This window comes from Vibrio sp. HS-50-1, from assembly GCF_024747315.1.
Classification (GTDB): Bacteria; Pseudomonadota; Gammaproteobacteria; order Enterobacterales; family Vibrionaceae; genus Vibrio; species Vibrio diabolicus.
In genome coordinates, this window is the sequence record NZ_JAMPZF010000001.1 from 166,991 (window position 1) to 186,491 (window position 19,501).

16 protein-coding genes are annotated in these 19,501 nt (G+C 44.1%); 6 read left to right on the top strand and 10 right to left on the bottom strand.

Annotated features, from left to right (window positions below; all coding sequences use genetic code 11):
• Nucleotides 1-69: 69 nt before the first annotated feature.
• From lapB to sohB, 6 genes are all read right to left on the bottom strand, one after another.
• Nucleotides 70-1,245, bottom strand: a complete 1,176-nt coding sequence (gene lapB / locus NDJ01_RS00725; protein ID WP_005376665.1) for a lipopolysaccharide assembly protein LapB — start codon at nt 1,243-1,245, stop codon at nt 70-72.
• An 18-nt stretch (nt 1,246-1,263) separates the two neighbouring features.
• Nucleotides 1,264-1,560, bottom strand: coding sequence for a LapA family protein (locus NDJ01_RS00730; protein WP_258586087.1), 297 nt, complete (start codon nt 1,558-1,560; stop codon nt 1,264-1,266).
• Between the two features lie 263 nt (nt 1,561-1,823).
• Entirely contained in the window at nt 1,824-2,105 is a 282-nt protein-coding gene (gene ihfB, locus NDJ01_RS00735; RefSeq protein WP_005385816.1) for an integration host factor subunit beta, read from the bottom strand.
• A gap of 213 nt (nt 2,106-2,318) precedes the next feature.
• Nucleotides 2,319-3,989, bottom strand: a complete 1,671-nt coding sequence (rpsA, locus tag NDJ01_RS00740) for a 30S ribosomal protein S1 (RefSeq protein ID WP_005385817.1) — start codon at nt 3,987-3,989, stop codon at nt 2,319-2,321.
• A gap of 110 nt (nt 3,990-4,099) precedes the next feature.
• Entirely contained in the window at nt 4,100-4,780 is a 681-nt protein-coding gene (gene cmk, locus NDJ01_RS00745) for a (d)CMP kinase (RefSeq protein WP_005397113.1), read from the bottom strand.
• A 208-nt stretch (nt 4,781-4,988) separates the two neighbouring features.
• Complete coding sequence (gene sohB, locus NDJ01_RS00750) at nt 4,989-6,050, bottom strand: protease SohB (protein ID WP_005385819.1); 1,062 nt, start codon at nt 6,048-6,050, stop codon at nt 4,989-4,991.
• Nucleotides 6,051-6,304: 254 nt separating this feature from the next.
• Here sohB and NDJ01_RS00755 point away from each other — a divergent pair, with 254 nt between their 5' ends.
• The 4 genes from NDJ01_RS00755 to NDJ01_RS00770 all read left to right on the top strand — a co-directional run bounded on the left by NDJ01_RS00755 (nt 6,305) and on the right by NDJ01_RS00770 (nt 12,383).
• Entirely contained in the window at nt 6,305-7,051 is a 747-nt protein-coding gene (locus NDJ01_RS00755; protein WP_006743161.1) for a YciK family oxidoreductase, read from the top strand.
• Between the two features lie 129 nt (nt 7,052-7,180).
• Nucleotides 7,181-7,873 carry a translesion DNA synthesis-associated protein ImuA gene (imuA, locus tag NDJ01_RS00760; protein WP_005397119.1) on the top strand — a complete coding sequence of 231 codons (693 nt, stop codon included), beginning with the start codon at nt 7,181-7,183 and terminating at the stop codon, nt 7,871-7,873.
• A 4-nt stretch (nt 7,874-7,877) separates the two neighbouring features.
• The gene (locus NDJ01_RS00765) at nt 7,878-9,281 is read left to right on the top strand and encodes a DNA polymerase Y family protein (protein ID WP_258586088.1); all 1,404 of its coding nucleotides are present in this window, start codon (nt 7,878-7,880) and stop codon (nt 9,279-9,281) included.
• 27 nt (nt 9,282-9,308) lie between these two features.
• Entirely contained in the window at nt 9,309-12,383 is a 3,075-nt protein-coding gene (locus NDJ01_RS00770) for an error-prone DNA polymerase (RefSeq protein WP_085343539.1), read from the top strand.
• Nucleotides 12,384-12,458: 75 nt separating this feature from the next.
• On the opposite strand, the gene NDJ01_RS00775 is transcribed toward NDJ01_RS00770, so the two are convergent.
• Nucleotides 12,459-13,412 (bottom strand): chemotaxis protein CheV, encoded by a 954-nt coding sequence (locus NDJ01_RS00775; protein ID WP_005398212.1) that lies wholly within the window; start codon nt 13,410-13,412, stop codon nt 12,459-12,461.
• Between the two features lie 370 nt (nt 13,413-13,782).
• The gene (locus tag NDJ01_RS00780) at nt 13,783-15,000 is read right to left on the bottom strand and encodes an ROK family protein (RefSeq protein WP_258586089.1); all 1,218 of its coding nucleotides are present in this window, start codon (nt 14,998-15,000) and stop codon (nt 13,783-13,785) included.
• A gap of 412 nt (nt 15,001-15,412) precedes the next feature.
• Here NDJ01_RS00780 and pyk point away from each other — a divergent pair, with 412 nt between their 5' ends.
• Nucleotides 15,413-16,855, top strand: coding sequence for a pyruvate kinase (gene pyk / locus NDJ01_RS00785; protein ID WP_258586090.1), 1,443 nt, complete (start codon nt 15,413-15,415; stop codon nt 16,853-16,855).
• A 121-nt stretch (nt 16,856-16,976) separates the two neighbouring features.
• Here pyk and NDJ01_RS00790 read toward each other — a convergent pair whose 3' ends face one another.
• Together NDJ01_RS00790 and NDJ01_RS00795 are read right to left on the bottom strand one after the other, a co-directional pair.
• Nucleotides 16,977-18,128 carry a patatin family protein gene (locus NDJ01_RS00790; RefSeq protein WP_005398215.1) on the bottom strand — a complete coding sequence of 384 codons (1,152 nt, stop codon included), beginning with the start codon at nt 18,126-18,128 and terminating at the stop codon, nt 16,977-16,979.
• A 44-nt stretch (nt 18,129-18,172) separates the two neighbouring features.
• Nucleotides 18,173-18,265 carry a YnhF family membrane protein gene (locus tag NDJ01_RS00795; RefSeq protein WP_005372970.1) on the bottom strand — a complete coding sequence of 31 codons (93 nt, stop codon included), beginning with the start codon at nt 18,263-18,265 and terminating at the stop codon, nt 18,173-18,175.
• Between the two features lie 127 nt (nt 18,266-18,392).
• Here NDJ01_RS00795 and NDJ01_RS00800 point away from each other — a divergent pair, with 127 nt between their 5' ends.
• Nucleotides 18,393-18,983, top strand: a complete 591-nt coding sequence (locus NDJ01_RS00800) for an outer membrane beta-barrel protein (protein ID WP_047010036.1) — start codon at nt 18,393-18,395, stop codon at nt 18,981-18,983.
• Nucleotides 18,984-19,501: the final 518 nt, after the last annotated feature.

Below are 19,501 nucleotides of genomic sequence, written 5' to 3' on the forward strand. Positions count from 1 at the left end.
ATTTTGGTTCTTATTAAATAAAAAGTTAAAAAAATGCAGCGGACAGAAATTCTGCCAGCTGCATTAAAATTATTCACCATCCAATCCGCGGATTGGCTTAATCGTCCCCCACCCTTTACAGGATGGGCAGTGCCAATAAAGGGAATGAGTAGAAAACCCACACTTCCGGCATCGGTAGTGTGGTTTCACTTTTAACTGTTCACCCACCATCGCTTGTAGCGTCGATAGACTGTCCTTCGCGCGCCCGTCTTCTGCTTCAGCAATATGGTAGTCAATTAATCGATAAAAACCCTTCATGGTTGGATTTTTCAGCAGCTGTTTGGTCAGCAGCTCTTGTGCAGCCCCTACGTTCTCGTGGTGAGCAACCAACTGAGCCAACATTAACTCGGCTGATACGCCTGCTTTCTTATCAATACAAGCTCGCAGAAACTCTACAAGTTCATCTTCCTGGCCCAAATGATGGTAGCACTCTGCAATGGTTGGTAAGACATCGCTGATAAAGTCTTTGTCTTGCTCAAGCACACCCGTTAGGTATTTTATCGTGTGTTTATAATCTTCAGACTCTAGATAAATTCGTCCCAAAGCAATACTCGCTCGAACACACTTTGGGTCTTCTGCTAGGGCTTTTTTAAAGTGCTGTATTGCCTTATTAGTATTACCATCGGCTTGGTCGAGCATGGCAATTTCACACCAAAAATGAGCAATATTCGCACGCATTCTGGAGCGTTTATTACCCAACTTAGCCAATTGATTGGCGTAATAAATTGCTTTTTCCCATTCACGCGTTTGTTGGTAAATGGTTACCAATTGCTGAAGGGCCGCTTCTTTGTAATCTGGCTCTTCGACTAACTGTTCGAAGATTTTCTCTGCACGATCGAGAAAACCAGAGACCATGTAATCTTTCGCCAACTGTTGAAGTGCAAGATTCTTTTGATCCAGTGTTAAGCCAGAGCGAGAAATGAGATTTTGGTGAATTCGGATTGCGCGGTCGACTTCGCCACGAGACCGGAACAAATTACCCAACGCAAGGTGAGTATCGATTGTCTCGTTATCAACTTGGAGCAATTCAATAAAGTGATCAACAGCCTTATCTGATTGGTCAGAGAGCAGCAGATTAAGACCCGTCATATACTGACGAGAGATTTGATGAGATTGCTTCTGCTTGTCTTGCTGAGCGCTGCGATGCCCCATATACCAGCCATACGCAGCAGCTATAGGCAATAACAAGAAGAGTAGTTCAAGCATTAAAGTTAAGCCTTATCCTTATGCCTGTTTTTCGATGGCTGGCTTATCAGCAGGTTTTTTTGCATCTGTAGGTTCGTACTTTTTCAGTTTTTTCTTTAAACGACGAACTTGTAGCTGAGTTTTCAGCTGGATACTACCAAAGATAACCCACGCTAAAGCAAAGCCAACCACAAATACCACACCTAATAGTGTAGATAAGTGGAACTCTCCTTTGGCTAGAAGATAGTTAAAAGTCACGAGCTCTTGGTTTTGGGAACCTAACGCCAATGCAATTAAAAAGAGAGCTAAAACAGCAACGATTTTTATAATTTTCATTTACATCACCCTTCTAGGAGTAAGTCGGTAAGATTATGCAGGAAAATGCTTCTTCAGACTACGTATATTAGCAATAATCTATACCCAAGTAACCTCAAGATGCTTAGTTTGTAGACACGCCTAGAAGTTAAAGTTACTTGGGTGTAGAAAGCTGCAAAGAAAACAGCCAGAATCAACAGCTCGCTTCGTAAACTGCTTGGATACATTACAAAAAAGCGGCATACACAAACGTATGCCGCTTTTTTCAAACTAATAAGAGTGCGTTAGCCAATATTTACACGCTCACGAAGCTCTTTACCAGGTTTGAAATGTGGAACGTATTTACCTTCCAATTCCACTTTATCGCCCGTTTTAGGGTTACGACCTACGCGAGGCTCGCGGTAATGAAGAGAAAAACTACCAAAGCCGCGGATCTCGATACGGTCACCGCTCTCTAGCGTAGAGGCCATGTGCTCTAAAATATCTTTTACAGCATCCTCTACCTCTTTCGCTGATAAGTGTGTTTGCTCAGCGCAGAGTCTTTCAATCAGTTCAGACTTAGTCATAGTTGCCCTCTTTGAGTATCTTTATCACTTATTATAGTAAGTAATACTAATTCCAACAAACACTTGCTGACAATTCTAGACAAATTTTATGCAAAATGCGCAATGAAGAAATGCCTTTTATTAAGATAGTTTACCGTCATTAGTATTACTACTTAAATATGCTCAAATATAAAAAAGGAGCCTTGCGGCTCCTTTTTTGCTTAAGCGAGTATATTATTCGCCTTTAGCAGCTTTGAAAGCGTCAGCCATTGCGTTACCGAATGCATTGTCATCTTGCTTGTTGATAGATGCCATTGCTTCTTGCTCGTCAGCTTCGTCTTTAGCTTTGATAGATAGGTTGATTACGCGGTTCTTACGGTCTACACCTGTGAACTTCGCTTCAACAACATCACCAGCGCTTAGGATTAGAGAAGCATCTTCTACGCGATCGCGAGATACTTCAGAAGCACGGATGTAACCTTCAACGCCTTCTGCGATTTCAACAGTAGCGCCTTTAGCGTCAACAGCAGTTACAGTAGCGTTAACTAGAACACCTTTCTTGTTGTCAGCAACGTAAGCATTGAATGGGTCGTTTTCCATTTGCTTGATGCCTAGAGAGATGCGCTCACGCTCAGCGTCTACTGCTAGAACAACTGCAGAGATCTCGTCGCCTTTCTTGTACTCACGTACAGCTTCTTCGCCAGCAACATTCCAAGAAATGTCAGATAGGTGAACTAGACCGTCGATGCCGCCTTCTAGACCGATGAAGATACCGAAGTCAGTGATAGACTTGATCTTACCAGTAACTTTGTCGCCTTTAGCTTGTGCTTCAGCGAATGACTGCCATGGGTTAGCTTTACACTGTTTCAGACCTAGAGAGATACGACGACGTTCTTCGTCGATTTCAAGAACCATAACCTCAACTTCGTCGCCAACATTAACAACTTTAGAAGGGTGGATGTTCTTGTTAGTCCAATCCATTTCTGAAACGTGAACTAGACCTTCAACGCCTTCTTCGATTTCAACGAAGCAGCCGTAGTCAGTTAGGTTAGTTACGCGACCAGTTAGTTTGTGACCTTCTGGGTAACGCTTAGCGATTGCTACCCATGGATCTTCGCCTAGTTGCTTAAGACCTAGTGATACGCGAGTACGCTCACGGTCGAACTTAAGAACTTTAACTTGGATCTCGTCACCAACGTTAACGATTTCAGATGGGTGCTTAACGCGCTTCCAAGCCATATCAGTGATATGTAGAAGACCGTCAACGCCACCTAGGTCAACGAACGCACCGTAGTCAGTAAGGTTCTTAACGATACCTTTAACTTCAGAACCTTCTTGTAGAGTTTCTAGAAGCTCGTCACGCTCAACGCTGTTTTCAGATTCGATAACAGCACGACGTGAAACAACTACGTTGTTACGTTTTTGGTCAAGTTTGATAACTTTGAACTCTAGCTCTTTGTTTTCTAGGTGAGCAGTGTCGCGGATTGGGCGTACGTCTACTAGAGAGCCAGGAAGGAAAGCACGGATACCGTTTAGTTCAACAGTGAAACCGCCTTTAACTTTACCGTTGATGATACCAACAACAGTTTCAGCTTCTTCGTAAGCTTTCTCAAGTACGATCCAAGCTTCGTGACGCTTAGCTTTCTCACGAGAAAGTTGAGTTTCACCGAAACCATCTTCAACAGCGTCTAGAGCTACGTCTACTTCAGCGCCAACTTCAACTTCAAGTTCGCCAGCAGCGTTCTTGAACTGTTCAGCAGGGATAGCAGATTCAGACTTAAGACCAGCGTCAACAAGAACGAAACCGTTCTCGATAGCTACTACAGTACCTTTAACGATGCTGCCTTGTTGGAATTCTGTTTCGTTTAGAAACTCTTCAAAGAGTTGAGCAAAAGATTCAGTCATTTAGTTAATCTTCAATAAATTAAACTTCCACGGGTATCCTACCGCATGGGGTTATTAAATTCGCCAGTCATCATCCTTGCGACCAACGCTCTTAGTCTAGCCGAGTATCATTACTCAGCTAGCTTCGATTCGATATATTGTAGTGCCTTTTCTACTACTTCGTCGATAGTCATCGACGTAGAATCTAGCACAAGCGCATCCTCAGCAGGGCGTAGTGGCGCCACTGGGCGGTTACGATCTCGGTCGTCACGCTCTTGGATCTCGCTTAAAAGGTCAGCAAATTTAACATCTAACCCTTTCTCTTGCAACTGTTTAAGGCGTCGATTTGCACGCTCTTCTGCGCTCGCATCAAGGAAGATTTTCGCTTGTGCACTTGGGAATACAATTGTGCCCATATCACGACCATCAGCCACTAGGCCCGGAGCGGCCTCAAATGCACGCTGACGACGTAATAATGCTTCACGAACACGTGGCAGAGCCGCAACTTTAGATGCTGCCATACCCGTTTCTTCTTTGCGAAGCTCCCCTGACACATCTTCGCCTTCTAGAACGACCTTAACTAAGTCACCCTCTGCGATAAATTGAACGTCTAGGTGTGTTGCCAGTGGGACAAGTGCGTCTTCTGACTCTGTGTCGACACCGTGGTGAATCGCAGCGAGTGCAAGTACACGATAAATTGCGCCAGAATCTAAGAGTTGGAAACCCAACTTTTTCGCCAGCAACATACATAAAGTGCCTTTACCTGCACCACTAGGTCCATCTACGGTTACAACCGGAGTTTGAGAGGACATGTTCTTCTCCACCTATAGTTTCTTTTCAGCAATTTGCTCGGTTTTCGAGGCGCGCATTATACGGGTAATCGCCCTTTGGAGCGAGGAAAAATGTCGTGTAAAGCATTACACCTAATGCGCAATTGGATTCATCAATAAACATAAGGTTCAACAAAAACGGCGAGAGCTTCCACCCTCGCCGTTTCAAATGTCATGATCTTAGGTTCGATTAAACAATCGGTTTTTGACCACGCTCAGCTAACTTTAAGATCACACTGTCAGCAACTTTGCCCGCGACACCTGCTAGCTTGTCTGCCAGCTTTTTCTTCTGCACATAATGCACAGAAAGTACGGTTTTATCTTTGCATGCCGCAACAACGATATCATCAGATGTACTAATGTCATCCACCAAACCAAGCTCTTTCGCTTGTGTACCGAACCAGTGCTCACCTGTGGCTACTTTGTCTAGGTCCAAACTAGGACGACGCTCGCGAATGAAGTCTTTAAACAAGACATGTGTTTCTTCAAGCTCTTGCTTAAACTTATCGCGCGCTTTATCGGTATTCTCACCAAACATCGTTAGCGTGCGTTTATATTCACCCGCGGTTAGTTGTTCGTACTCAATGTCATGTTTCTTCAACAGTTTGTTGAAGTTAGGAATTTGCGCGATAACGCCAATAGAGCCCACAATTGCAAACGGTGCAGAAACAATCTTATCTGCGACACATGCCATCATGTAACCGCCACTTGCCGCAACTTTGTCAACAGAGATGGTCAGAGGAAGACCCGCAGCTTTGATTCGGTCCAGTTGAGAAGAGGCAAGGCCGTAACCATGAACCATACCACCGCCAGATTCTAAACGAAGTAATACTTCATCACCTTCACGTGCGACAGCCAAAATAGCAGTGATCTCTTCACGTAGAGACGCGACTTCTTTTGCGTCTATGCTGCCGTTGAAATCAAGAACGAATAGGTGTGGTTCACGCTTGCTATCTAATGAACCGTCTTTGCTCGCTTGTTTGATCTCTTTTTCACGAGATTTGTTTTTCTCTTTCTCTTCTTTCTTGACCGCTTTATCTCGAGCCTTGATGAAAGCATCGTCATGTAAATGATGTTCTAACTGCTCAACAGATTGTTTGTGTTGCTCTGAAAGGTTGGTAATCTCTAACTCCCCTTTCGCCGCACCCGATTTGCCACCAGCCGATTTTGCAATAATGAGCAGAACAATTATCGCAGCAACCACCGTGATAATTTTGGCCAGAAACAGACCATAATCTAATAAAAATTCCAACGAGAGCTCCTTTATCTCATTTCAGATGACGTTAGTATGTTACGCAGAAACATCAGCGAGAAGGCAGCGCGGTTTGTAACCACTTGTTCTGATTGATAGCATACCTAACGAAAGTTCTGGAATTGGTATAACACATGAATTGGTGTATTGTAACCATCTTGTCACGATTACCAAGATTTTCCATTGAGAAACAGGCGTTTTTTAGCGTCAATTAACTATCATGGACCCTCTTACAATAATAAGGATTTATCGCCGTGAACTACTCCGTTTCAGCTGATGCTCTAAAAGGTAAAGTCATTCTTGTTACTGGCGCTGGTAATGGCATCGGCCGTCAAGCCGCGCTTTCTTATGCCGAGCACGGTGCAACTGTTATTCTCTTGGGTAGAAATGTGCAAAACCTTGAATCTATCTATGATGAGATTGAAGCCGCTGGCTACCCACAAGCTGCTATCATTCCTCTGGATCTCAAGGGCGCAACTAAGCAAAATTACATTGATATGGCAGAGACAATCGAAGGACAGTTTGGTCGTTTGGATGGCCTATTACACAACGCAGGTGTCTTGAGTTCGCTGTGTCCATTTGATCAAATCAAAGAGGAAGATTTCGACGATATCATGCAGATCAACGTGAAAGCAGAAGTGTTAATGACTCAAGCACTACTGCCTGTGATGCGTAAATCAGAAGCTGGGCGTATTATCTTTACCTCTTCGACCGTCGGCCACTCTGGTCGCGCTTTCTGGGGGCCATACGCTATCTCTAAATTTGCCGTAGAAGGCATGATGCAAGTTTTGGCTGACGAGCTGAGTGATACGCCGATCCGTGTTAACGCAATTAACCCTGGTGCAACTCGTACTCGCATGCGTGAAAAAGCATACCCGGGTGAAGATGCAAATACTCTCAAAACGCCATTGGATCTCATGCCGCTATATTTGCACTTAATGGATCCAGCGGTTACCGATGTGAATGGTCAGTGCATCGACGCTCAACCGAAGCGTAAATAACGAATTCAGGTTACCTCACATAATCGATTGAAAAGGCAGCAAACGCTGCCTTTTTTCATTTCTCTCTTCATAAAAATCTTGCGACTTTCTGCCATAGAAATATACTGTACATATATACAGGTATTTATTATGCACGATATTATTCAGCACTTAAAAAGCCAGCACCTTGTTTGGCAAGCAAATTTAACGAAAACAGATCCTCAGCAGTTGCGGACTAGTTCCGGGTTTTCTGAATTAGATGATTTGCTCGGCGGAGGCTTTCCACCTCATGGCGTAGTGGAGATGGAATCTATTGGTAGTATTGGTGAATTGCGTTTGCTCGCTCCTTATTTAAAAGCCACCCAGACCAATGGTGTGACTGCATTTATTCAACCTCCCGCGTTAGTGAATTCTCTGTTCTTACACTACATCGGTTTGGATATAAACCAAGTGTGGGTCGTTAATCCAACTCACCCCAAAGATGCTCTTTGGGCTGCAGAGCAATGTCTGAAAAGTGGGGTATGCAGTAATGTTTTGTTATGGCAAGAGGAGCTTGAAATACATCAAGTGAAACGCTTACAGGTAGCGAGTGAACAAGGTACTTGCCCTCTTTTTATGCTTAAAACAGAGACTATCAACCGCTTGTCTTTGCCTGTGTCACTCAGTTTAAAACTGAAAGGTGACGAGCAAGGGATTAATGTTGAAGTACTAAAAAGGAAAGGAGGCTGGAATAGAGGTAGTGTTAGTATCGGCTTCCAACACCATTACCCGCAACTGGTGAAACCATCATCTAAAACTCTGCACTCGACTGTGGTCAATTTCCCACTGGCGAACCAAGGTTAGTGATATGGCTTTGTGGATTTACTTGCACTTCCCTCGCCTACAGCTAGACGCACTCTTTGGTGATAACCAAGCTCAACCCGTGGTGATTGTCGAAAGCCAACGTTGTCAGATCATTCAATACAACGGCATTGCCGAGCAACAAGGTATTAAGCCTGGTATGGGCTTAGGCAGTGCTGCGTCCTTGTGTCGAGATTTACAAGTGCATCCTTATCATCCACAAACCGAATTAAATAAATTACAAGAGGTAGCTCAGTGGTTGTATTTGATCACATCTGACGTTGTGTTGATGCCAAACCAAGGTATTTTGCTACGTGCCACACCGATGCTCACCCTATATGAAGGGTTGGACAATTACTGGAATAAAGTCAGTGCTCACTTAACTAAACTGCAGTTAAGCTTTCAATTTGGTTGTGGTTTTTCACCTCTGTCAGCCAAGTTAATGGCATTGGCAGGAGCAAATGTTCTTAGTGACGACAAATCTCTTATCGAACAAATGTTATTCCCATTACCTCTGCCTCTAACCGATTTATCGAGCTCTATGGTTGAAAAGCTGCACCGCGTAGGCGTTACTTCCTTAAAAGGGTTACTTGAACTGCCGTTGCAAGACATCGCTCGACGCTTTGATATCGATTTGGTGAACTACGTTGGTCGACTGACTGGGCAGTTTAAGCATCCTGTCGACTTTTATCACCCGACCGAATCCTTCCAAGTTTATTTAGAACTGCTGTTTGAGTTCGAAAACGTTCAGTGGATTGAAAAGCCGCTGGCCAAGTTACTTCGTCAACTCGAAACCTTTCTTAAATTAAGAGATAAGGTCGCTTTTGAGCTGTGTTTAACACTCCACCAGCGTGAGAAACAAGAGCAACACCTTCAACTCACTTCTGCGCAAGGTGATTACCTATGTCAGCGTTGGCAGCAGTTAGCGAGTTTAAGCTTAGAGTCACTCTCGCTCAATGGCCCAGTCACAGGGCTAACGTTAAAAGTCGTCCGTCAAGGTGAGCCTCTTAGTGCATCACGCGATCTCTTTGCTGGGCAAAAAGGGAACATGAATGCTTTAGAACTGCTCTCTTTACTGCAAGCTAAATTGGGGAAAAGTGCCGTGTTAAAACCCAACATCGCTTGCGATCCTAGACCAGAAAAGGCCAGTCAGTATCGCCCTGCTGATGCTCCAGATGAAAAGGAGCACGCCATACCATCCATACTACGCCCCGCAATGCAATTGCCCACTCCCATTGCATTGCAAGAGCAAGTCTCTTTGGTCCACGGACCTGAGCGAATCGTTTCTGGATGGTGGGATGGTGATGAGATCATGCGTGATTACTACATTGCACACACCAAGCAAGGCCGCTGGTTATGGATATTTCGCGATCAGCACAAGCACTGGTTTCTTCATGGCTATTTTTGTTAAATCGACAGTTATTTTTGTTGGATCATTATGAGTTACGCGGAACTATTTTGTCAGTCTAACTTCTCTTTTTTGACTGGGGCTTCTCATGCAGAAGAACTGGTACTCCAAGCTGCTTTCTATCGCTATCAAGCTCTAGCCATAACTGATGAATGTTCGGTCGCGGGCGTTGTCAAAGCCCATGCGACCATCGAACAACATAAACTCGATATCAAACAAATCGTTGGAAGTATGTTTTGGTTAAATGATGAATGCCAAATCGTACTGCTTTGCCCTTGTCGCAAGGCTTATGCCGAGTTGTGTCGTATCATCACAAACGCAAGAAGACGAAGTGAAAAAGGCAACTATCAACTGTTCGAATGGGATTTGATGTCGATTCGACATTGCTTGGTATTGTGGCTGCCCACACATCAAGAGAGTGACCACTATTGGGGACGCTGGCTCAATCAACACCACGCTAATCGTTTGTGGGTAGCGATTCAGCGCCATTTGAGTAACAACGATACTGAGTACATTGCGCACTGCGAGCAGTTAGCACATGAATTTCAATTACCTATAACTGCCTGCGGAGGCGTTCTCATGCATGATGTTGAACGCTTGCCATTACAGCATGTACTTACCGCTATAAAGCATGGGTGTAGCGTCGATAAACTCGGTTTTGATCGTATTTCGAATACAGAACGAGCGCTTCGTCCTTTTAAAAAACTGGTTCGGATTTACAAACCAGAATGGCTGGAAGAAAGTACTTACATCGCCGATTTATGCGAGTTTAAGCTCTCCGATTTAAAATACGAATATCCTACCGAGCTGATCCCAGATGGTTATACACCCGACTCTTACTTACGTATGTTAGTCGAGCGTGGTAAAAAGCTGCGTTTTCCTGAAGGCGTGCCAGCAGAAGTCAATCAAACCATCGAGAATGAACTTGCGCTTATTCAAGAGCTGAAATACCACTACTACTTCCTTACCATCCATGACATCGTAATGTTCGCGAAACAACAAGGCATTCTTTACCAAGGTCGAGGTTCCGCCGCAAACTCTGTGGTGTGCTATTGCCTGGAAATTACCGCCGTCGACCCTCGACAAATCGCAGTCTTATTCGAACGATTTATCAGTAAAGAACGTAAGGAACCGCCGGATATTGATGTGGACTTTGAACACGAGCGCCGTGAAGAGGTTATCCAATATATTTACAAAAAATATGGCCGTGAGCGTGCAGCACTTGCTGCAACAGTGATCAGCTATCGCTTTAAAAGTGCCGTGCGTGAAGTCGGTAAAGCGCTAGGGATTGAAGAGACCCAATTAGATTTTTTCATTAAGAACGTTAATCGCCGAGATCGCAGCCAAGGCTGGCAAGCTCAAATTATTGAACTTGGCTTACAACCAGAATCTCTCAAAGGGCAGCAGTTTATCCAATTGGTCAACGAGATAATTGGCTTCCCACGCCACTTATCTCAGCACGTGGGTGGTTTTGTAATTTCATCTGGCCCTTTATATGAGTTAGTACCTGTTGAAAATGCCTCGATGGAAGATCGCACTATCATTCAATGGGACAAAGACGATTTAGAAAGCTTGAAGCTATTAAAAGTCGATGTGCTCGCACTCGGCATGTTAAACGCCATCAGAAAGTGCTTTCAACTGGTCGAGAAACACCACCAGCGCTCCCTCTCTATTTCCGAGATCACTCGCCGACAAGATGATCCACACGTGTACCGCATGATTCAAAAGGCCGACACGATAGGCGTATTCCAAATTGAATCTCGTGCACAAATGAGCATGCTCCCTCGCTTAAAGCCCGCTTGTTATTACGATTTAGTGATTCAAATTGCGATTGTTCGTCCAGGCCCTATTCAGGGTGATATGGTGCATCCTTTTTTAAAACGGCGTGATCACAAAGAGCCTGTCAGTTATCCATCGGAAGAAGTAAAAAGCGTTCTTGAGCGGACTATGGGCGTCCCAATTTTCCAAGAGCAAGTCATCAAGCTAGCCATGGTAGCAGCTGGGTTTAGCGGCGGCGAGGCCGATCAACTCCGTAGAGCGATGGCATCATGGAAAAAGAATGGCGATCTCGCTAAATTCAGGCCAAAACTGATCAATGGTATGCAAGAGAGAGGTTATGACTTAGCGTTTGCTGAGCGCATTTTCGATCAGATTTGCGGCTTTGGTGAGTACGGCTTCCCTGAAAGTCATTCAGCGTCTTTCGCAGTGCTGGCATATTGTTCTGCATGGTTAAAATATTATTACCCAGCAGAATTTTACACAGCACTGTTGAACAGCCAACCAATGGGGTTTTATAGCCCATCGCAATTAGTACAAGATGCCCGCCGACATGGCGTCGAAGTATTGCCGGTGTGCGTCAATCACTCAAAATATCAGCATCATCTCGTCTCACGCCCGAATGGCAGGCTCGGCGTGCAACTTGGTTTTCGCTTGGTGAAAGGCTTTAACGCAGAAAGTGCGCAAAGGCTTATTGAGCGCAAACCACTTAATGGTTACCGCTCGATTCAAGAAGTAAAGCAGATATTAAGAAGCCGAAGTGACATTGAATTATTGGCTTCAGCCAATGCATTTCAGATCCTATCGGGGAATCGTTATAACGCACGCTGGGCAGCAATGGATTCCTTATCTGACCTACCATTGTTTCACAAGGTCGAAGAACCCAGTGTTAGCTACCAAACTCAGCCCTCAGAATATGAAAATTTAATTGAGGATTACGCGAGCACGGGACTATCTCTTAGCCGCCACCCGATTAAATTATTAGAAGAAACGGGCAAACTCCCTCATTTTACCCGCATGAGGCAACTGGCAGAGAAACCGCATAGGTCATTGGTCACAGTGGTAGGCGTGGTAACGGGAAGACAATCTCCAGGCACCGCCGCTGGCGTGACATTTTTTACGTTAGAAGATGACACAGGCAACATTAATGTGGTCGTTTGGCAAGCGACAGCACGAGCCCAAAAGCAAGCTTATTTAGGCGCTAAAGTATTAATGGTGAAAGGCATTCTTGAAAGAGAGGGAGAAGTCACGCACGTTATTGCTGGCAAGTTGATTGATTGCACGCACTATTTGAATAATCTACAAAGTAAATCTCGCGACTTTCATTAGTACAGAGATATTAATAAGCGAGGCGTTAAAAAATCAGAGGGAGAGCTGCTCCCCCTCTGATTTCACTATATCTAATCATGCACTTTTAGAAAGCATCTGGCGTAATCGGTCTTGAGCAACTTCAACCAGCAGATCCGGTTGGAATTTAGATATAAAGCGATCACAGCCTACTTTTTGCACCATGGCTTCATTAAAACTACCGCTCAGAGAAGTGTTCAATGTGATAAACAACTTAGACATACGTGGATCTTGGCGCACTTCATGAGTCAGTTTATAACCGTCCATTTCAGGCATTTCAGCATCCGTAATCATCATCAACAGCTCTTTTTCTACGTCTTTCCCTTCATCACACCAGCGCTTTAAAACTGTTAGCGCTTCTAGTCCGTCACGACACTCGATGATATTCATACCCAATTGAGAAAGCGTATCGCGAACTTGATTACGAGCTGTAGATGAATCATCCACAATCAGAACATTACGCCCGACCATTGCTTGGGCAAGTTCTTGATCCAGAATGTCCGCTGAAATCGTGACGTCGTAATGCACGATCTCTGCTAAAACTTTTTCAACGTCAATAATTTCGACAATTTGAGAGGCATCCCCCTCTTTGATTTGCGTGATAGCTGTGAGGTAATTCGAGCGACCAGACGTAGAAGGAGGCGGCTGAATTTCAGTCCATGCCGTATTAATAATATTCTTGACCGGACCGACTAAGAAGCCCTGCACCGTGCGGTTGTACTCTGTCACGATCAAATTTTCTTCTTCCGCTTCACCACGCAAAGCTGGGAAACCTATCGCGCCACGCAAATCAATCACTGGCACTGCTTCACCTCGTAGAGAAGCGACCCCACGAATGTTGTAGTGTGAGCCAGGAAGCTTGGTTAACGGTGGCAGCTTGATGACCTCTTTCACTTTGAACACATTAATCGCAAACAATTGGCGACTATTTAAAGTGAACAGCAGAAGCTCTAGTCGGTTTTCACCAACCAAGTTTGTACGCTGGTCAACCGTATTTAACACTCCGGACATACTACTACCTAAATTATGGATAATTCTTATTTTTACTCGAAATCAATACAGACACATCAATGTTCTAAACCCAAATAACCTTAAGATATTTGTTTTTCGAGCATGGCTTGAAAGTACAACGGTTTCAGCGCATTACTTCCCTTCTATTTGTATCAGACACAAAGTCACTCTACACATTGAAAGCCATTTGGGTTTATTTACTTGAGCTTTTTAGGAAATTACATGAATGGCGCAGATATAGCAATGCAGCACAACTCAAATTCACCTTCTAGTAATAGGCGATCAAAAAGGGTGAGCTGTTAAGCCTCACCCTAAATCATCTAAAAATGTATAGGCTCGACACCTAAGCACTTCATCATGTTTGAAGCAATTAGCCTTCCACAACCTTCATCAATAACTGACCATCGTACAACGCTTGCTTGATCAACGCGGCACCAGGCATTGTTGCTTGCTTATAGAAACGAGATTCCACCAGCTCAAGATCTTGGTGATAAACCGGTAAACTCTGCTCTTCGATACAGCGACGCACCGCAGGATAAAGTACATCTTTTGCTTGGTTAATCACACCACCGATCAAGATCTTCTCAGGGTTAAATAAGTTGATCACAATAGCTATTGCAGAGCCTAAATAGCGTCCAAGCTTTTCAATCACATCAACTGCCAACGGATCACCATTCGCTGCCGCTTCACAAATGCTCTCAATACTCATTTCTTCTTGCTCAGCAAGAATAGACTCTTCGCCATCAGCAATTCGTCTTACGACTTCTTCACGAATGGCTTGAGAACTGGCAACGGTTTCCAAACAACCAATGTTGCCACAATGACAACGTTTTCCATTTGGATCGATTTGAATATGCCCAAGCTCACCAATGTTGCCGTGACGGCCTTGCAAAACGCGCCCATCCAGAATGATGCCGGCACCTAAACCATGGTGAATAGAGATAAGAACAGAGTTGTCATTGTCTTGAGAGTGGCCGAAAAGCTTTTCTGCTAATGCCCAAGCTCGCGTGTCATTGGCAATGAAAACTGGCAAGCCCGTTGCTTTATATATCTCTGGTCCAAGAGCAAGATTTTCGACATTGTAATGAGGCATTTGCAGCACGACACCTTGCTCTGAATTCACAAGGCCAGGCAGCGTAATTGCAATACTGGTAACACGGTCAAGTTGATCCGCGTAAGTTTGGAAGAATTCATCAATTTCGTAGAGCAGACGCTCAAGCACATCGTCTTGGTCACGTTCGTGTATCTCGATTTTAGTATCGATCAACACATCGCCACCTAGCTCATGCAGAGCAATAGTTAAATAACCTCGCCCCAAACGCATTGACAGAAATTGCCACCCTTCGTTGTTGACCTGCAAACCGACGGCAGGTCGACCACGACTCGTCGCTTCTTGTACTGTGGTTTCATGAATCAAGTGCGCTTCAATTAATTCTCGAGTGATTTTGGTGATACTGGCAGGAGCAAGCTCACTCTGCTTGGACAAATCAATTCGAGAAATAGGACCTTTTAGGTCAATTAGTTTATATACACGACCAGCATTGACCTGTTTGATATGATCAATATGGCCCGGTTGAGCCATGTACATCTTGCACTCCGAAATTCTATAACGAGACAATTTTTTTACTTTGCGAACTAATTGTGAAGTGAATTAATAAATCCCCGTGACAAGCATCACGTATAAACCTGTTTGTTTGTGTATTCAATCAAATAACGAAGAATCTACTCCTGTTAAATTGTTTGAAAAATAACTTATTTTTATTCACTAAATTATGAAGCAACTCCTGTTACAACAGCGCATTCTCTCCAATAGAGGCTGAAGCCTATGGAATATCTGTCTGTTTTACCGGGATTACTCTTAATGTAAACATTCTGTGCATATACTTATACTCAAGCAGCTTTAAGGTGTGGGCTCAGCAACGAGGCGGACCTTGAGAGCGATTGAGGAAAGTAAGGATAGAGTTCAAGTTACCTTTACACATACATTCATCGGAGAATCTATGACTTCCAAACTAAGACGAACAAAAATTGTCACCACGCTTGGTCCTTCAACGGATAAGGACAATGTACTTGAGGAGATCATCAAAGCCGGTGCAAACGTTGTCCGTATGAATTTCTCACATGGAACCAGTGAAGACCACATTCAACGCGCCAAAAAAGTCCGTACTATTGCGGCAAAGCTTGGGCGTCAAGTTGCTATCCTCGGCGACTTGCAAGGCCCTAAAATCCGCGTATCGACCTTTAAAGACGGCCAAGTCATGTTAAATGTGGGCGATAAATTCACATTAGACAGTGATTTACCAAAAGGTGAAGGCAACCAAGAGTCCGTAGGGCTAGATTATAAAGAACTGCCGCAAGATGTGTCACCAAACGACATTCTGTTACTCGATGATGGACGCGTTCAACTGCAAGTCACCAGCGTCGAAGGCAATAAAGTGCATACCCGTGTGATTGTTGGTGGCCCACTATCTAATAATAAAGGTATCAACAAAAAAGGCGGCGGACTGTCAGCCGATGCGCTCACAGAGAAAGATGAAGCCGACATTCTTACCGCCGCAGAAATTCAAGTGGACTACCTTGCTATTTCGTTCCCACGTAACGGCGAAGACATGCATTATGCTCGACGCCTAGCCAGAGATGCGGGCCTCGAAGCCATGCTGGTGGCCAAAGTCGAACGAGCAGAAACCGTCGCGACCAATGAGTCTATTGACGATATTATTCTCGCATCCGATGTGGTGATGGTAGCGCGTGGCGATCTGGGGGTAGAAATCGGCGATCCTGAACTTATTGGCGTCCAGAAAAAGCTGATTCGCCGCGCACGCAGCTTAAACCGCATCGTGATTACTGCGACACAAATGATGGAGTCCATGATTACTAGCCCGATGCCGACGCGTGCTGAAGTGATGGACGTGGCCAATGCGGTTCTAGACGGCACTGACGCCGTGATGCTGTCTGGAGAGACCGCAGCAGGTAAATACCCTGTAGAAACGGTCAAATCCATGGCCGAGGTATGTGTGGGCGCAGAAAAAATGTCTGAGGCAAGCCTATCCACTTATCGCTTAGATCGCACCTTCGAAACCGCTGAAGAAACCATCGCAATGGCAACCATGTACTCTGCGAATCACATGGAAGGAATTAAAGCGATGATCTCGTTAACAGAATCTGGCAGGACTGCGTTGATGATGTCTCGCTTAAGCTCTGGCTTACCAATATTTGCCTTATCACGTAATGAATCAACGCTCAATCGAGCTGCACTATACCGAGGCGTGACACCGGTATATTTCGAGTCAAAAAGTGATGCAGGTTTACCGACAGCTCAAGCTGCGATTGCCAGCCTTAAAGAACAAGGGTTCTTGCACAAGGGTGATTTAGTCATGATCACTCAAGGCGATGTAATGGATGTCGTTGGTTCAACCAACTGCATGAGAATTCTGCAAGCATAACCTTTATACCTAACCCTATTAACCACAGAGATTAGGTACGCACACGAATGAGGCTCCGAAAACGGAGCCTCATTTATTTACACTTCACTTTGTATTTAGCTTATGTCGTTAATACAAAAGGTTATGCACTCTCTCTGCCATCAATTTCAATATTCAGTTGGTCATAGAGTTGAACCAGATTAAACCCCGCCTGAAGTCCGAGTTGATAATCATGCTCTAGTGATTCTTGGTCACTTAACAAAGAAGAAGAACGAAGCCCCTCTTTAGGCGCGATTTGTAAAATGAAAGTATCGTCAGGTGGAGCAGATATAAAGGCCTGAGTGAGCTCAAATGTTTGATAGTGAATCATCAGCATGTCGGCTAAACCTGAGTCAAAATTCTCACCGATTAAATGGCTTAAACGATACAAATTATCAGCACCGAACAACCAACGGCCTCCATTCAATAGCATTTTTCCGGCAAGCTTCGATTGATGGGCGGCATTAATTTTTTGTTGGAAGAACGAAGCCCAATCCAACTTCCATCGATTCACTTTTTGCTGCCATGATTGCTGCACCGAATTAATAGACTCTCGATACCACTCGACAGGCACATCCCCTACTTCACTTTGCGCTCTCGCTTCAATCTCCGAGAACGGTTCTGTTCGGATGACAATAATGTTGCGAGCATTCTGACGCCACGCTTCTTGAACAGGGATAGAAGCCGACACACCACCATCAACAAACTTATTGCCATTAACGTCGACAGGTCCGTGGTACAACTTAGGAATCGCGCATGTTGCTAACATGGTGTTAAACCACGTGTCACCCAAGATTGGTAAATATTGATCCGATAGCGTCTCCACATTTGTTACCGCTGCAAACGCACCTCGCCCTCCTAGTGCACTGCGGCCTAAATCAAGATCAAGCTTGTAAGGGAAATCTTGAATCCGCTCTAACGCCCACTCTAAACCCAAGTACTGCTGTTTTCGAATATAACGAAACAGATTAAAAAACTCAGGAGACGTTGTCAGTTCGGTAATAAAAGCTTTGCCCATACCGTGTTGACGACATAAGTAAGAGCATAAATTGAGTGCCCCAGCAGAGGTACCGTAGAATTCATCGAAAGGATCAAAGTTGGAAAGTAAAAATGCGTCTAATACGCCAGCGGTAAAAATCCCTCTCTGCCCTCCACCTTGCGTGACTAAAGCAGTTTTTCCGTGCCTGAAATGCTCATAAACTTTGACATCAAGCTCAGTGTGGCTTTCTGTGATTATACCGCTGTTACGTATCATAGGCTCACGCCATTTTGTTAAAACGTTTGGTAAAAGTAGTTATCTTAGGCCGTTGTAATCGCAATGATGCCAAACGACAAAAGTACTGCAAAAACAGTCACCACGATGATTAATGCGGATTTTAGATCGTGTTCCATAAACACCTCCTTAATATGTAACAAATTAATAACACCGGTGTGAAATATGTTCAAGATTTGCTTAATTTAGTCGCGCAATTTTGACTAACCCATCACAATTAGCTTAGTCATAATAAGGAGATAGGACATGAACCAAAAACTCAGCTGGCTGGTAGGAAGCATACTGCTCAGCACCGCGGTAAGTGCACAAGCCAATATTATCGTTACTCCATTCATAGGCTATACAGGTGGCGGTCAAGTAGAAGACGAAGGTGGCAATACATACGACCTCGATCCCGCAGTGAACTACGCACTTTCAATCGAGACGCCTTTTGAGAAAGGAAGAATTGGATTATTTTACTCCAACCAATCAACAGAACTTGAAAAGTTATCAAATTCGGCAGACATCCATTACCTGCAATTTCAAAGCAGCATGTACTACCCTGTTGCAGAAAACTGGCAAACCTATATTGGTGTTGGCTTGGGAGCCTCTTACACCGATGTTGATTGGGTAGACAAAAAATACGGATTTTCGGCGAGCGCTTTTGCAGGGCTGGAATATGAATTTTCAAAGAACTTTGCGTTGACAGCCCAACTGAGATGGTTAGGAACGGTCGTTGATAACGATACCTCTGGAGCCTGTACCCTACCTAATGACGGCTCAAACTGCATCATTAAGTTCGATACCGATTGGATGAACCAATTCCAATCAAATATTGGTTTTAGTTTCCGTTTCTAATTTTTTGTACACTTCACTTCGTAGGGCTCGCCACAAAGAGTGCTGGGCGAGTCCTATACAAAGCAGATAGAGAATATCATCTAAACATCATCGCTTAGAAAAGTAACGGAGCATTCTCTAGCGGGGTGCGCAAAAGATAGCCGTACGCCCTAGTTCATCAAAATAGTTTTAAACACCAAGTAGATTATTGGATTCTAGTCATTTATTCCATACAACCAACCAATTCCCCAAACAAAACCACAATCAAACTCAAATTTAACAAGATTAAAACCAGACAACGCATCTGAGTTAACATTTAGATTCTATTGCGCTAAGTATTATTAGAAGTTAGTCTGATCAGTGAAAACAGATAAATATTTCAGTTTTATCAAACACACATCAAAACTTTAAGATTAATAATCTACTTTCTCTCACAGTAACCAGAATATAGCTCTAGAAAATTATAATAAGCTAGAATTAAGGATAGAAAAGCTGATAGATAACAGCGGTCCTTTCTTCCAACAGTTTGCGCAAATATT